General features: G+C 38.6%; 20 protein-coding genes and 1 tRNA gene. 18 read left to right on the top strand and 3 right to left on the bottom strand.

The window, feature by feature from the left end; genetic code table 11:
• The 18 genes from CGC57_RS01405 to CGC57_RS01330 all read left to right on the top strand — a co-directional run bounded on the left by CGC57_RS01405 (position 1) and on the right by CGC57_RS01330 (position 12,019).
• Positions 1-375 (top strand): hypothetical protein, encoded by a 375-nt coding sequence (locus CGC57_RS01405; protein ID WP_095897666.1) that lies wholly within the window; start codon positions 1-3, stop codon positions 373-375.
• A gap of 14 nt (positions 376-389) precedes the next feature.
• Entirely contained in the window at positions 390-1,388 is a 999-nt protein-coding gene (locus CGC57_RS01400; RefSeq protein ID WP_095897665.1) for a hypothetical protein, read from the top strand.
• Between the two features lies 1 nt (position 1,389).
• Entirely contained in the window at positions 1,390-1,692 is a 303-nt protein-coding gene (locus tag CGC57_RS01395) for a phage holin family protein (RefSeq protein WP_095897664.1), read from the top strand.
• A 12-nt stretch (positions 1,693-1,704) separates the two neighbouring features.
• On the top strand, positions 1,705-2,202 hold the full coding sequence (locus CGC57_RS01390) for a hypothetical protein (RefSeq protein ID WP_157909298.1): 498 nt from the start codon (positions 1,705-1,707) through the stop codon (positions 2,200-2,202).
• A 6-nt stretch (positions 2,203-2,208) separates the two neighbouring features.
• A complete protein-coding gene (locus CGC57_RS01385) occupies positions 2,209-2,790 on the top strand; it encodes a hypothetical protein (RefSeq protein WP_095897662.1) in 582 nt (193 codons plus the stop codon).
• A 53-nt stretch (positions 2,791-2,843) separates the two neighbouring features.
• Positions 2,844-3,311, top strand: coding sequence for a hypothetical protein (locus tag CGC57_RS01380; protein ID WP_095897661.1), 468 nt, complete (start codon positions 2,844-2,846; stop codon positions 3,309-3,311).
• A 72-nt stretch (positions 3,312-3,383) separates the two neighbouring features.
• Positions 3,384-3,524, top strand: a complete 141-nt coding sequence (locus CGC57_RS12845) for a hypothetical protein (protein ID WP_157909297.1) — start codon at positions 3,384-3,386, stop codon at positions 3,522-3,524.
• Entirely contained in the window at positions 3,514-3,726 is a 213-nt protein-coding gene (locus tag CGC57_RS01375) for a hypothetical protein (RefSeq protein ID WP_095897660.1), read from the top strand. The genes CGC57_RS12845 and CGC57_RS01375 overlap by 11 nt, the downstream gene beginning before the upstream one ends.
• The gene (locus CGC57_RS01370; RefSeq protein WP_198537260.1) at positions 3,726-8,792 is read left to right on the top strand and encodes a zincin-like metallopeptidase domain-containing protein; all 5,067 of its coding nucleotides are present in this window, start codon (positions 3,726-3,728) and stop codon (positions 8,790-8,792) included. The genes CGC57_RS01375 and CGC57_RS01370 overlap by 1 nt, the downstream gene beginning before the upstream one ends.
• A 3-nt stretch (positions 8,793-8,795) precedes the next feature.
• The gene (locus CGC57_RS01365) at positions 8,796-9,275 is read left to right on the top strand and encodes a PBECR3 domain-containing polyvalent protein (protein ID WP_095897658.1); all 480 of its coding nucleotides are present in this window, start codon (positions 8,796-8,798) and stop codon (positions 9,273-9,275) included.
• Between the two features lie 151 nt (positions 9,276-9,426).
• Positions 9,427-9,630 carry a glutamyl-tRNA amidotransferase gene (locus tag CGC57_RS01360; protein ID WP_095897657.1) on the top strand — a complete coding sequence of 68 codons (204 nt, stop codon included), beginning with the start codon at positions 9,427-9,429 and terminating at the stop codon, positions 9,628-9,630.
• A 108-nt stretch (positions 9,631-9,738) separates the two neighbouring features.
• Positions 9,739-9,861, top strand: coding sequence for a hypothetical protein (locus CGC57_RS13105; protein WP_262482412.1), 123 nt, complete (start codon positions 9,739-9,741; stop codon positions 9,859-9,861).
• Positions 9,862-9,947: 86 nt separating this feature from the next.
• Positions 9,948-10,208 carry a hypothetical protein gene (locus tag CGC57_RS01355; RefSeq protein ID WP_095897656.1) on the top strand — a complete coding sequence of 87 codons (261 nt, stop codon included), beginning with the start codon at positions 9,948-9,950 and terminating at the stop codon, positions 10,206-10,208.
• 1 nt (position 10,209) lies between these two features.
• Positions 10,210-10,662: a PIN domain-containing protein gene (locus tag CGC57_RS01350; RefSeq protein ID WP_095897655.1), complete on the top strand. Its 453-nt coding sequence runs from the start codon at positions 10,210-10,212 to the stop codon at positions 10,660-10,662.
• A complete protein-coding gene (locus CGC57_RS01345; protein WP_095897654.1) occupies positions 10,659-10,904 on the top strand; it encodes a hypothetical protein in 246 nt (81 codons plus the stop codon). The genes CGC57_RS01350 and CGC57_RS01345 overlap by 4 nt, the downstream gene beginning before the upstream one ends.
• 262 nt (positions 10,905-11,166) lie before the next feature.
• Complete coding sequence (locus tag CGC57_RS01340; RefSeq protein WP_095897653.1) at positions 11,167-11,427, top strand: hypothetical protein; 261 nt, start codon at positions 11,167-11,169, stop codon at positions 11,425-11,427.
• 4 nt (positions 11,428-11,431) lie between these two features.
• On the top strand, positions 11,432-11,749 hold the full coding sequence (locus CGC57_RS01335) for a hypothetical protein (protein WP_095897652.1): 318 nt from the start codon (positions 11,432-11,434) through the stop codon (positions 11,747-11,749).
• A gap of 3 nt (positions 11,750-11,752) precedes the next feature.
• Positions 11,753-12,019, top strand: coding sequence for a hypothetical protein (locus CGC57_RS01330; RefSeq protein WP_095897651.1), 267 nt, complete (start codon positions 11,753-11,755; stop codon positions 12,017-12,019).
• Between the two features lie 404 nt (positions 12,020-12,423).
• On the opposite strand, the gene CGC57_RS01320 is transcribed toward CGC57_RS01330, so the two are convergent.
• The 3 genes from CGC57_RS01320 to CGC57_RS01310 form a co-directional block, all read right to left on the bottom strand.
• Positions 12,424-13,590, bottom strand: a complete 1,167-nt coding sequence (locus CGC57_RS01320; RefSeq protein ID WP_095897649.1) for a tyrosine-type recombinase/integrase — start codon at positions 13,588-13,590, stop codon at positions 12,424-12,426.
• Positions 13,591-13,714: 124 nt separating this feature from the next.
• Positions 13,715-13,788, bottom strand: a tRNA-Met gene (locus CGC57_RS01315).
• A 129-nt stretch (positions 13,789-13,917) separates the two neighbouring features.
• A complete protein-coding gene (locus CGC57_RS01310; RefSeq protein ID WP_095897648.1) occupies positions 13,918-14,796 on the bottom strand; it encodes a CPBP family intramembrane glutamic endopeptidase in 879 nt (292 codons plus the stop codon).
• Position 14,797: the final 1 nt, after the last annotated feature.

The following is a 14,797-nucleotide window of genomic DNA, read 5'->3' as shown; positions in this document are numbered from 1 at the left end:
ATGACAGGAAAATTCAGTAACACAATATCTAAAGTTAGTAATAACGGGAATAACAACAATAATAGCAATAGCGGGAATAACTCTATACTTAGAGGCATTCCAGTTATTGAAATTAGCACACCTCAATATGTATTAAAAAAGGAAGATATGGGGTCTATGCTATTCATTAGTGCTAATTGTGATTTGGATTTTTCAAATATCACTGATATATCTACTTTCATTGTATATATTGTATCTCAACCTCCTGCACTAAATGTAGCTAAATTCATAGCAAACAACAAAACAATTGAGGGAATAACAGAATATTCAGCCGAACAAACTCCTCTATTTGTTGTCGTTAGAGATGATAAAGTGTATACAAAACTTGTTTTTTAATTCTAAATAACAATATGACTGGAAAATTTACCCCACCCTCTCCAATAGATGAGGTTAGAGAATCATTAGAGAATCTCGAAAAAAAATACAAAGAAGCAGACGAGAAACTAAAAAAAGAAATTGAAAATAAGATTGAGAGTGCTTCTTCTCCTACTCAAGAAACACCTACGTTATCTCAAGTGTTAGCAAAAGGGAATGAAATGGATAAAGATATTGATATTGCCGACGGTAAGAATTTCAATAATTTTAATTCAGCTTCTAAAGAGGTGCATACAACTTCTTATGATACGGATTTCTCTAGATTATATTTCGCAGGCGCTAAAACCATATTAGAGTATTCAAATATTTATAACAACCTTTACTCGGATTATATTAAACAAAAAATAGAACTTGATAAAAATGGAATATCTCTAATCTCGAATTTCCGACATTTTGGAGAACATGGGAATCCTGATAGTGGCGGGGGTGAAACAACCTCACTATTTTATTTTAATTTTAATGGATTTTTATTATCTCAAGAAAATAATGGTCAGAAAACAGAAATTATCAAAGTAGATAGCGAGGGGATAAAAACCAAAAAAATAAGCCAAACCGAATATTCAGAGCCTACAGACGAAAAAGACTATGTTACTAAAAAATATGTAGACGAAGCTTTACAAAATGCAGGTGGAGGAAGTAGAACGGTACAATGGTGGGATATAGAAGAGCGTCCAAGTAGTGTTGAGCCCCTTCATAACAATAGTAATGGAACTATAGAATATCGTATTGACAAAATAGGAAGTTTTATAACAGTAGACCCTGCTTATTTTGAACAAAGTATTCTAGAATTTAGAGAAAAGAGAAATGAGTTTGAACAGAAAGATCAAGATTTTCAGCAAAAACTTCAAGAACTTGAACAGAAAAATCAAGAACTTGAACAGAAAAATCAAGAGTTTGAACAAAAAAAACAAGAATTTGAACAACGAATAGAACAATTAGAACAACGAGTATTACAACTTGAACAACGCCCATAATATGCAAACACTTTTAGACTTTTTTTATAAATACAGTGGCTTTTTACTCGCAGGAATAATAGGAGCCTCAATTAACAAACTACGCAAACGTATGACTTGGAAGCGTTTTTTTCGTTCGTGTATTATAGCTGTATTTACCTCGTTATGTGCAGGTGTATTATTCCTTCATCTTATGCAATTACCTATCCCAGTCGTAAACGCCCTATGCGGTATTGTAGGAGTATTCTCCGAATCAATACTCGACGAAGCGGAAGAATTTATAAATAATGCCTCAGAAATTCTGAAGAAAAAGTTTGAAAATTAATACCTTTTACCTATGAAAAACATATTTTTCCTTATAATTCTATTATGTAGTATGTTCATTATAGGCTGTCGTACCTATAAAGCAGAGAAACAGTCTACTGATACAGTACAAAAAACAACCGACACTATATGGATAGATCGCACACTCCCCGTCCACGACACCCTATACATACCCATAACACCACCACACACTGGCAACAACCAGTGCGACACCCTATGCCAGCAACAACTACAACAACTCCTCGCACGCCTCAACACCACCAAACACAGCGGACAAAACAACTACGGCATATACTACGACAAATACCGCCAACAACTCATACTATACCAAAACCTACAACAACAACTCAATACCTATAAATCACACAATCAACAAATACATACCTCACTCTACAAAATGCAACCCGTACCCTATGTACCCACGTGGATAAAAATACTCGCTGGCATAGGTATATTAGTAGTAATCTATATATGCTATAGAATCTCCCGATTTTTTACCCTAAAACCATAACACCCTATGAAAGTAAAGTACCTCATCATCGGTGGAACACTCATCGGCGCATTCGCCCTAATGAGTTTTGTCAAAGCCAAAACCGCACAAGCCAAAGATGTATTCGAGAAAATACTCTTTAAAGTAGGCTTCCCCAAAAACTTCGACATCAGCACCACACGCCTGCGCTTCTATATCGATTTCACCCTACAAAACCCCACCGCACAAGATTTCACCGCACGCACTGGCAACCTCATCACAGCAAAAGCCTACCGCGTATATCGAGGCAACCAAGTAGTAGCCTTTGGCGACCTCGGAAATATCAATGGCGTAACACTCCCCGCTGGAGGAAGCTACACATTCAAAGATATATACGTCGAAATCCCCACCACCGAGCTCGCCAAACATATACTCAACATATCAGGAGGATTCTCAAGTTGGGGCAACCTCTTAAAAGGCGCATTCTCAAAAGAAAAAACCAACAACAACACCCAAACCTTTGTAAACACCCTCAAAGCCAACAGCCAGCAATTCCTCAAAGAATTGCGCTACGAAGTAGATGTCGAAGGCTTTGGACAGCTATACACCTTTAACAAAAACATCATATAGCAGTTAGCAATTAGTCCCCCGTCCGCCCCGTCTAACCCCTTAAAACAAACACTATGGATTTCAGAAACAAATCAAACATCAGAGGGTTGCGAAACAACAACCCTGGCAACTTAGAAAAAAGTAAATCACCTTGGCAAGGAAAGGTGCCACACAACCAAAACACCGATGGGCGTTTTGAACAATTTGAAAGTATCGAAATGGGATTGCGTGCCCTAATGATAAACGCACGTACCCTAATAAATAGGGGAAAAAATACTATAGAAAAACTCATCTATACTTGGGCACCTCCCTCCGAAAACAACTCAAAAAACTACGCCGATTATGTAGCCAAACAAATGGGAATAGCTAAAGACAAAGTATTTGAAAAACTCGACAAAGACTTCTTTATCCGTTTAGCCAAAGCCATAACAGCAGTCGAAAACGGCGAAAACAGCCTTAAACAAATACCGAATAGTGCATTTGAAAAAGCCCACAGTCTAATGGGGATTACACAATACATATCCGAAAAAAAAAAGGAATAGTAACGATATTAGCTTTTGTTCTACTCATTAGTGGCGGTTATTACTGCTACAAACACATAAAAATAATTGATAATGGCAAAAAATCAAACACAAAAAAGTAATACTAAAAACAACGATAGCGGTTATTGGAAAGCCTCAATAGCCCTATCAGCCCTCAACGTACTCATAATGCTATACCAATTAACATTGCACAAAAAAACAAATGCAAATTAAACCTATCATACAAGGCTACCGTAACGCTCTCTTCCGCGACGACCTCCAAGTCGAAGCCGAAGCCTTGCGCCGTCTCGAAATCTGTAACAACTGCCCATTGCAAAAAATAATAATGGGAGTAAAATGTTGTGGCGTTTGCAGTTGTCCACTCGCAGGACTCACCCGCCAAAACACCAAACTATGTAAAAAATGGAAAAAATAATGAAAGAATTTATTGCCCTACACAACCGCACCGTATCACGTGACGAAATACAAACCGTTATAGCCCTTGCCAAAGAACAAAACAACACCGAAGTCATCTATCGCCTATCAAAGATTCTCAACGATCACCCCGATAGCAACCGCTTCAATATCAATATTATCAATTACCCGCAAGAAACTGACAACCAAGCAGGACTTGCGGGCACACGCCATTCAGGCGACTACCGCGAAGCCCTCGACGAATGCGGTCGCCTAAAAAAAGGCTGGCACTTTGTAGACGGCAAAGTCCTAAAAGTGCAAAAACGTAGCGGTTTATTATCACAATACACCGAAAAAGAGTTTGGACACCCATTTACCAAAACACTCAAAGCAAAGTTTAAAAAATTAAACTGGAAATACGACAGAAAAAACAAACGTTATTATACCCCCGTTCCCGAAAACGAAGCCGAAAAAGAACAACAAGCCCAAATGTTCGCTTTCATCGAACAAGAAAAAGCAACATTAGAGGTAAATAAACCCGAAAAATCCCCTAAAACCCCTACCGACAAGTCCGCCCCGTCCGACTCGTCCTCAAAAACCTATACCGCTGAAACATTCGCTAAAGACTTAGATTTTAACACCCTTAAACGCTCATATAGTTGGATTTCATTTGACCCTGACGCTCGCGCTGAAAGAGATAGAAAACAATGGGGTGAAATGTTCTATAGTCTATATAATTCACTATCTGAAGAAGCTAAAAAACAAGGTGTTTTAGAAAAGTATAATAGCGCGTTTAACAACGGGTATAACTCGCTATTGAAACTCGAAAGAGAAATAATAGCAACTCGTAGCAAAACATTTAGCACTGCTATTACTGGAGGAGCAGGTATTACCGAAAAACAAATCTCTACTAATGAAAAGAGAATGCGCCTGCAAAGTGAAAAAAGCGAATTATGGAGCCAAAAGTACGACAAACTACATAAGATATTAGAGAAAATAGCTAAAAACAAACCCGAAGACCTATACGAAGAGGGTGATATTATCAAGAGTACAGATAACAATGCTATGACAAAGCTACAGCAGAAGCTAAAAATGTTACAAGACAGAAAAATAATGTTAAAAAACGGCGTTGTAGCAGCTAAAGAATATCAAAAAAACAAAGATTTATCAGTATTCAAAAAATATAACATTGACGAAGAAACAACAGAAACTATTGTTAATCATATAGATAAGGGAGGCAAACAAACTGAAAAAGATATCTACAATTGGTTTACAATGCCATACCTCAATAGAGATATAAAGGAAGTAGAAAAACGTATCGCAATCCTCGAAAAGAATCAAGCCAAAGGCACAGATGAAATACTTATCGAGGGTGGCAAAATAGTACATAATGGCGAAGCACAACGCCTACAAATATTCTTTGACGGTATCCCCAGCAAAGAAGTGCGCGAAGCCCTTAAAGCCCACGCTTTCAAATGGGCTCCCACCGCCAAAGCGTGGCAACGTACCCTTACCGAAAACGCCAAATATGCAGTAAACCAATACCTAATAAAAACTGGTATACTCAAATTGCGTACAGCCTTATCCGCACCACATCAAGAAGACGAAATCGCCTTTCTCGCTGCCGCTGGTATCGACTACTTCCCCGAAGCCACCGATGACGAAACACAAGGGCTCGGAAAGCCCGTGCCTACTGCCGATATATACAAAATGGTAACCGATAAAATAATCGGTATGCTAAAATCAGCCAGCCCCACCGACTATCATCGCGCGTGGAAAGACGACGCATTCTTTATCCCCCTAAATTACGACAGCAAAAAACCATATCGAGGCGTAAACCGCCTATTGTTACAAGAACGCATAGGCTTTGCTGGAGCGTTTCGCAATCCCTATTTTCTCACCTTTAAGCAAATCAAAAAACACAAAGGAACCCTAAAAAAAGGCGCAAAAGGCTATGAAGTAATATATTACTCAATCCGCTATGTTGTCCCAGCCGACAAAAATAGCGGGCGTAAAGTCTTTTCTTCTACCAACGCACAAAAAGTACTTGATTTCTTACACAAATACAAGTTATCAGAAGACATTGTCGGGCGTATCCCAATGATACGCTATTACAACGTATACAACGGAGCAGATATAGAAAACATAGACTTCAAGTTAGACGAACTCCAAATCGGTCGCGCCGTCCCCGATAGCGCCACCGAAAACCGTGCTGCACAACTCATAGTCGAGAACTACCCCAACCCTCCCGCAATCAAGAACGAGGGCAACCAAGCCTATTACAACCCCGCCAGCGACTATATAAAGCTACCCAAACAAGAGCAATTCGATACCGTAAACGACTACTACCGCACCCTATTCCACGAACTCACCCACTCCACTGGGCACAACAAGCGACTAAATCGAGGAATACACCTAATGTTAGAAAAAGACGATTACGCCAAAGAAGAGTTAGTAGCCGAGTTTGGTGCTGTATTCCTATCCGCTTGGGCAGGTATAATGTGGTACAACAACAAAAACCACGCCGCCTACCTCAAAGGCTGGAACAGCGCAATCAAAGAAGCGCAATCCGACAACAAATTCCTAATGCGTGCCGCCTCACTTGCCCAGCAAGCCACCGACTATATCCTTGCACTGGATAAGGACGGCAACCCCGCTTTTCTCAAAAAGCTACAAGGCAAAAAAGCCTCCAAAAACACCCCCAAAACCCCCACCGACAAGTCCGCCCCGTCCGACTTGTCCTCAAAAAAAAACACCAAAAAAAAAGCCCCTCGTACCACCCAATACAAGGGCGTAAAAACCATACCCCTAACCGACCTATACACCGATGAAAAACGCTTTCAAAACCGCAAAAAACTCAATGAGGAAATTGTCGAAAACATCGTCAATAACTTCAAACCTACCGACCTCGACCCCTTAGTCGTATGGTATGATGAAAAGCAAGGAAAAACCTTTGTACTGGCAGGACACCACCGTTACGAAGCCCTAAAACGTTTAGGACATAAAACCGTACCCGTAAAATACGCCAATGATGATTATCCCACCGAAGCCGATGCTATTCGTTACGCCAAAGAAATAAGCAATGCCAACCGCACCTTAGAAGAGCCTTACGAACGCGCTGCAATCTATCGCAAATACCGCGATGAGGGATATAGTGAAAAAGAAATCAACGAAAAAGCCAATATCGAGGGAAAAAACCGCTCATATATACTCAACCTATCGTGCCTAAACCCCAAAGGCAGTACGATGAGCACCCTCGTACAATTCAGCCAAACACAAAGCAAAGCCGACAAAAACGAAATTGAACGTATTGCCGACTGGATAGGGCAAGCACGCCGTAACGCCCCAGAACTCACCAATGCACACGAGCAAGAAATGTTTGATTTTCTAATGAATAAAGAAGCCAGCAAGCGCACCAGTACCAAAGCTAAATTCTTAGAGTATGTACGCGCCTGCTGGAATCCTTTTGCCCCAAGCGAACCCCTAAACCTCGCCCGTATGAAATACCAATCAGAGGGCGAAAAACAGTACGACGAAGAAGTCGAAAACCTAAAAACACAAATCAGCACCTATCAAGGATATATTGATAACCTAAAAGATAGGTTTATAAACCCCTCCAATAAGGACTTTGTAAACCCCACTGCTCCAGATTATATGGCAGTGAAAAAAATTGCCGACGACAAAATCGCCGAATACAACACCAAAATACAATACTATCAGTCCCAACTAATGAAAGTCTATCAAAACAAACAGACCTATATAAAACCAACGGGACAAACCGCACTTTTCGGCAAATACCCCGAAACCGATACAGACCGATTCAAAAAAATGAAAGTAAGTGAGTTGCGTACTTTCACAATGAAGTATTATAATCTATATCTAAAAGGAGACAGCGCTACTATCGAAAAATACGTGAAAGAAGTAGTATTTATCAATACTGCAGGTCGTAAAATAGCCTATGGAGAAGCTATGTACAGTGCCAAAGCTGCTGTAATAGCACATCTAAAAACACTCATCAAAAATTCTACTTATAACAACTGGGGAGATAGAAAAGCCTCAGACGGTAAAGATGTCTTAGGTTACCTAAATTTCAAAAGTAAAATAACCATAGACGGCAAAAAACGCCACGTACGTATTTCATTAGTAGTATATAAAGATAGAAGAACAGAACTTAAAAATGTAGAAGTAGGTAAAAATAAAAAAGTGCCTCATTTCGCACAAGACCCAGTAGGCACCTTGCAAGACGGGCGAAATGAAACACTTTCTACTGAAAGTGTAGCAAAAACCGTGCCCAATTCCGCACTGTCAACCCCCGAAGTATTCGTCGAACACTCACCAGACCCGTCCGAACAGTTCGCCCCATCTATAACACCCCGTAATAACAGCCTTGCCAATAAAATGGCAACGCTCCAAAACCGCACCTTTGAAACCTTTATCATCGCAGAGCCACAAATGCAAGCATTTCTCGGCGATGTAGAACGCAAAAACACTGGTAGCACCGCAATTACAATCACGGGAGGAGCAGGAAGCGGAAAAACACGCTTTGCCTTTCAATTCATCAACGCCCTGGCACAAAACTACAAAGTAGGACACGCCAGCCTCGAAGAGCAACCCGATAGCAAACTATATTTCGACAAAGTACAACAGTACCTCGACCAAACCGCACAAGCCAATGTCGAAGCCCCCGAAATAGAAAATATGCAAGACTTGCAAGCCCTCATAGAACGCAACGATGTAATTGTAATTGATAGTTTCACCAAAATACGCGAATGGGACAGAAATTTCCTACTCGATAGAGATTTGCGCAAGAAGTACAACGGCAAGCTATTCCTAATCATATTCCAGCAAACCGTAGCAGGCAATATGCGTGGAGGCACAACCTCCGAGTTCGACGGCGATATAATTCTGTACACACAAGTATTCCCCGACTATCGCGAGAATTACATATACCCGTCCAAAAACCGCTACAACAGCACCCCCAGCGAACAATTACGCTACAGCGTATATCACCAGCAACTATTACCCAGCGAGTCCACCCCGCCCGACTCCTCCCCAGTAACAAGTAACACCTATGAAGTAATTTATTAAGCAATGAATAACCCACAAGAACAAAATACACCCAAAAAGAAAAGCAAAATACAGAAGTTAGTAGATTTTGCCTTATCCGACAAGCTAAATCAGCACAAGGAAATAATAATAGGAAAAGTAACTAAAAAGCAAGCCGAAACATTTAAACAGCAATTAGGCATAGACCTCGAAAATGTAGAACGTTGTATTGATACCAGTGCGATTAGGCATATTATCAAACATCACGGCTCTGAAAAAACAGAAAAATCACGTGGGCAAATAGCTATTAATTTAGATGATTTCGACCTTATTACTACAGTATTGGAAAATGCCGATGAAGTAAGTTATCAAGGAAAAAACCGTCTAAACCAAGATGTATTTCTATATAAAAAGAGAATAGAAAACGTACATATAGTAATGGAAGCTGTGCGGTTAAGCAAGAAGAGAGGTAATAAAATATCTATTAGCACTATGTACAAAATAAAAGGAAGTCGCTCTAAATAACAAGCGACTTCCTTATAACAGATGTCTAAGATGACCATAATGTCCCCTCTTGACCAAACGCCCGAAACGTTCTGTTAAACAAAAACATTTTGCTTTTGCACTGCAAAGATACAACAATTTTTCAATCAACGCAAGTAATTTATAAAAAAATATGAGCACCACAGTAGTAACCAAAGTAGTATCCTACCAAGTAGGCGTAGATATATTAGGATTCCCAGTATATCACGAACACCTATTTACCGAAGAACACATCACCAACAACAACACCAAAAAGCAAGGCAAAAATATGACCAAGCACCACCGCACACACACCGTCGTACCCCGCATATTCGCCTACATCGTAAAACAATTCTAACCACACCGCACACGAACACGAAGCAAAGTCGGCGAGCTGGCACAGCCGAGTATGTGTACGAAGCGAACACGTAAAACAATTTTAGTAACCAATAAATAATTATTTAATATGGCAACAACCCGTAAAGTAGGCTTAAAAGCCAATGGAAAATTAAAAAAAGGATTCCGTTACAACGAAAACGGACGAATCGTAAAAGCCAAGGCAACCACCGCCAAACGCAAAAAACGCTAATACCCCTTTTCTCCAGCCCCGTAAGGCTGGTTTTTATTTGCATATTCACAAATAATCACTACCTTTGCATAAAAATACAGAATATTATGCCATACACAATAACAATAGACAGCAATAGCAACATAGCCAAAAACTTAGTGCAATACCTAAAAACCTTTGATTTTGTAACCATTACAAACACAAAACAACTCAGCAAGAAAAAAACAACTCTTGCTCAGCCAGTTTTTGAGGAAGAAACGCCAGAACAATACGAGGCTATTATGGCACTATCAAAGATCGCCAACAGAAACATAGCCCGTAGATTAGCCAAAGCTAAAAACTTAAACTTACCTTTTAAAAACAAATAGTATGATCGTAATCGCTGATAGCAATATCTTTTTTGGATCACTAATAGCACCCAATGGAGAGTTAGCCTCTATCCTAAAAGATAAAAATATGCAGTTTATGGCTCCTGATTACATTATAGAAGAGGTAAAAGATCATTTGGATACCATAAAGAAAAAAAGAAAAAAGGATAAAACAAACCGACAAATTTTAGCTGATTTGGCTTTACTGTTGAAAAATATCACTGTTGTACCTTTAGAAGATCTATCAGATAAGAATATCCAAAAGGCATTTTCTATTGTAAAAGACATAGATGAAGACGATTATCCTTTTATTGCTATGCACCTGCAATATAAGCATAAAATATGGTCTCGTGATGAAGATCTTATAGAGGGATTAACCCAAAAAGGCTACGGTCACTTTTTCATCTCTACCGATGAAGTAAGAAAACACCTCTACAAAAAGAAAAAACAATGAAAAACGAAGCCGATTATGAAGCCCTAATGGCTCTCAGAGAAAAAATAAACAATAAAACCGCCTCTTTCGAGGAGGAAAAGCAATACGTGCGTATGCTTGCCGATGAGGGAAAAATGACCGAAGAGCAATACCAGATGTTCGCCCAAAAAGACAAATTACAAAACGATGTACTCGATGCTGCCCTAATCATTGGAGGAGGGCTTTTATTGGTATGGCTCGCTTCTAAATACTTTGAAAAATAGAAAATAACCCCCTCTGAATATCAAACCCTTACAAAAAACTTTCGCCCCACAGCGAAAGTTTTTTTGCTTTTTGCTTGCAAGTTTCAAAAATTGCCGTACCTTTGCCCCGTTGAAACTTACAGCTGGAATTGTTTCCAGCAAATACATATATTAAATAATATATCCGTGAAGGTGTCGTATAGCCGTAATGCTATACACTTATTGCTAACAGCTGTAAGTTTCAACAACACCCACTCACGGATTTTTTATTTTTATATCACAAATGAAAACAGAAAACACAAACCCAGCAACCCAGTACTGCTTCCCCGCCGAAGCCCTACAAGAGTACTTCACCGACAAAGTTTCATTACAAGACTTTGCCCGTACAATGCGCTCCCTAATGTTCGCCACTTCGTTAAAATTTATGTGGCAATGCCAAGACGGCAGCGACTACGTTCCCCCCGAAATTTGCAGAGGCATCGACACCCTCAACAACTTTGTAGAAGTCCTAACCCCCTATTTGTCTAACCCTAACAACAAGTAATCCAATGGAGTTTAAACATAAATATTGTTTAGGAGAAAGAGTATATTGTGATGATGGATTTATAGGATTTGCAGGCTTTGTAAAAGAAATCTATATCAATGATACCGATATACTTTATAAAATATCTGACAAAGATGGTATTACAAGTCATTGCTATAAAGAAGAGTGTATTTTTTCATCTGAAAAACCATCTTTTCTTTCATTATTATGTCTTAAATTATGTCTTAAACTCATTAAACTATTAAAACTAAAAGTTCTAAAAGAAAAATACCAAATAGATTTAACTCCAGATGAAATATTAGAAACCTTAAAAAAAATCTAAGCTATGGAAATCAAAACAAAATTCAACCTCGGAGATACCGTGTATTACATCGAAAACAATAAAATACACCAAGGAAAAGTAGTAAGAATAGATACTACAAGCGTACTAAATCACTACACCTATAACGACGGTAGTGTAAAAACCTCTCAAAGCTACATTGAAACTTACAAGGTATTGTCAAACACCTACAATAGAAAACAATCGTTTGAGCGTCATTTGCTCTTTGCAACCCGACAAGAATTATTAGAAGACCTTATGTTACCTTTTTAGCCCTATGAAAACAAAAATCATACATCATTTAGAAACTGGTCGCACCGAAAAACGTTACTACCTATTTGGTTGGCTCATACTAAAATACACTACACACAAGTAGGCTTTTTTTATTTTTTTTACCGCTCTTGCCCATAGTAAGAGCGGTTTTTTTTGTCACACACAAAACTATCCGCCCTACATAATCAATTTAAAGAAGGGGGAAACTTATATATATAATCACGTTCACCCCGCGCCCAAAATTTATAAATTTATGTGCAAAAACATATATTTGTGTGCAAAATAAAAATTTGTGTGCAGTTTTGTGTGTATTATATAATTCTGAAAAACAGCGTTTTACATAGTGAAAATACACCTTGCACACAAAACACACAAAAAAAACACTAATCAATAGGAGTAAAGCATTAAAAAGCAAACGTAGCACTCTTCACCATTTCATCGGCAAATTTATTACGGGCGGTGTAGCTTTCCGTAATCTTCAAATCGTAATGCCGTGCTTGGTCGCGTACCTTAATAGCAGGAATACCACTGTTCAGCAAGTCAGTAATACCAGTATCTTTGAGAGAGTAAAACTGATATTTGCTATCAAACTTGTGCAGTTTGCGAAACTTAGCCCACTCGTCCGAAATCTTTTTAGGGGTTATTGGAGTAGGACCAGCTTTAAACTTATCGGCACTAAAAAGGTAGTCGCTGTTATTGGCTGTAGTGAGGTGCTGGGCAAGGTCAGGCAAAAATACATCGGGGATCGTTACACTTTCGGTTTTTCGGTTTTTAGAATTTGTGCCGTCAATTACTATATAGCCACCGTGCAAATATACATCACTTACTTTCAGCTTTGTCAGTTCAGTGCGCCGTATAAAGCAGTAGTAAGTAAGCATACAAAGCACATAGTAATGAAAATTTGTCTCGCGTAGTGTCTTCACTTTTGCTTTAATATCCACCGCCAGCACTTCGCGTTTCTTTTGCACCTTAGCTTTAGGTTTGATACTTTCAGCAGGATTTACATTGATAAAGTTTTTGGTTTTGCACCAGTTCAAGAAGATATTCAGCAGGCGCAAGTGGTTATTATAAGTATTAGCACTATTCTTTTTGTCGTAGTACAAGTAATCCAAGTAATTTTGTAATGTATTTGTGTCCAACTCTATTACAAATTTGAGAGGTATTTTTTTATCTGTGATGTATTTTTGGAAGAGTTCCAAGCAAGATGTATAAGCCCTTAGCGTGTCGGGGCGTTTAATACCGTCTTGCACCTCTCGTTCTTGCATTTTCAGAAACAATTCAATACAAAACTGCAAAGATTTGTACTTAACATTATTATCCTCATAGAAAGGAGACCAGCCACTATCCAATTTTTGATTGATAGAAGCGATCATCTTTTTGGCGTATTTTTCACGTTCACGAGTAGGGGAGAGGGGAGGAACGCGTTTACGAAAACGTTTAAACTCATTTTGAGTAGGAATTTTAGCGTAGAATACAATACGCCATTCGTTATTATGCCCTTTTTGAAGTGTAGCGGGCTTATAATCAACGTATATAATACGTGAAGAAGTGTTTTTTTCGTTTGTAGACATTTTTTTATTTAGGGCTACCTCTCACACGGTAAAAACGTGCTAAGAAAAAGCCCCAAACAAGACCCATACATTTTAAAAAACTTGGCGTAATTAGTTGACTATCAAACTAATTACGCCTATTTCGTAGCGAAGACGGGATTTGAACCCGTGACCTTTGGGTTATGAATCCAACGCTCTAACCACCTGAGCTACCTCGCCATTTTTCGTTTATCATTTCTTTGCGGGTGCAAATGTACTACTTTTTTTTATATCGACAAATTTTTATTCAACTTTTTTAATTGTAATATGTATAGATTTATAAAAGTATCTGATTATCAAATATAGTATTTAATTTAATAATCGTTCTTTCCATTCTTTCCAACTGTATTTCTTAGCATAGATATACAATAAAAGGGGGAAACACAATATTAAAGGCATCCAAATACTGAAACCTAAGGTTGGTTCTGAAATATCGCGTAGTATGGAAGGTACTTGAAATACTGTCCAATCGGAGGTGACTAAAAGGGCAGTAAAAAGGTTATTAGCGGCGTGAAATCCTAAGGCTAATTCTAAACCGTCATCCATTAGGGTTGTGATACCTAAAAACAGACCTGTACCGATGTAATAAATAAGTAAATTGTAGCCTAATTTTTCTACCTCGGGATTGGCTATATGCATTAAACCAAAAGTAATAGAGGTAAAAAGCAATGGAAACCACGCACTTCGCGTTGCAAGTCCTAAGCCTTGCATTAAATAGCCTCTAAAGAATATTTCTTCAAAACTTGTTTGTAAAGGGATGAACAATACTACTATTACAAGTAATTTCAAGAAAGGTATCCATTGGAAGTTCCAAATATAATCATTGGGACTGATGAATAAATAGTCTATACAAGTCATTGCTATGGTTATGCTTCCCCATAGCCCAAAAGCAAACCAAAATCGTTTCCAACTGATGCTTGGTCGGGCGGTGATGAGGGCTACTAACGGCTGACGATGAACGTATTTTACCCATAACAATAATAATCCTAAGAAAATAGCAAAGATTACTAAATTTTCAAATAAGAATTGTAATTCTCCTTTTTGAGAAATTTCTTGCTGGATAAGTGCTGTAGTATCTAAAAATTGTGCTACAAAAAAGTTCAACCCTGTAAAGGCAAAGAACAGGGTTGGAACTATAATATAAAGCCATTTTGGGCTTTGTGATAATCTTCCGTTTGTAAGATACATA

The sequence above is a fragment of the Capnocytophaga sputigena genome, from assembly GCF_002302495.1.
Lineage (GTDB): Bacteria > Bacteroidota > Bacteroidia > Flavobacteriales > Flavobacteriaceae > Capnocytophaga > Capnocytophaga sputigena.
This window is presented reverse-complemented; position numbering and strand designations above follow the sequence as displayed.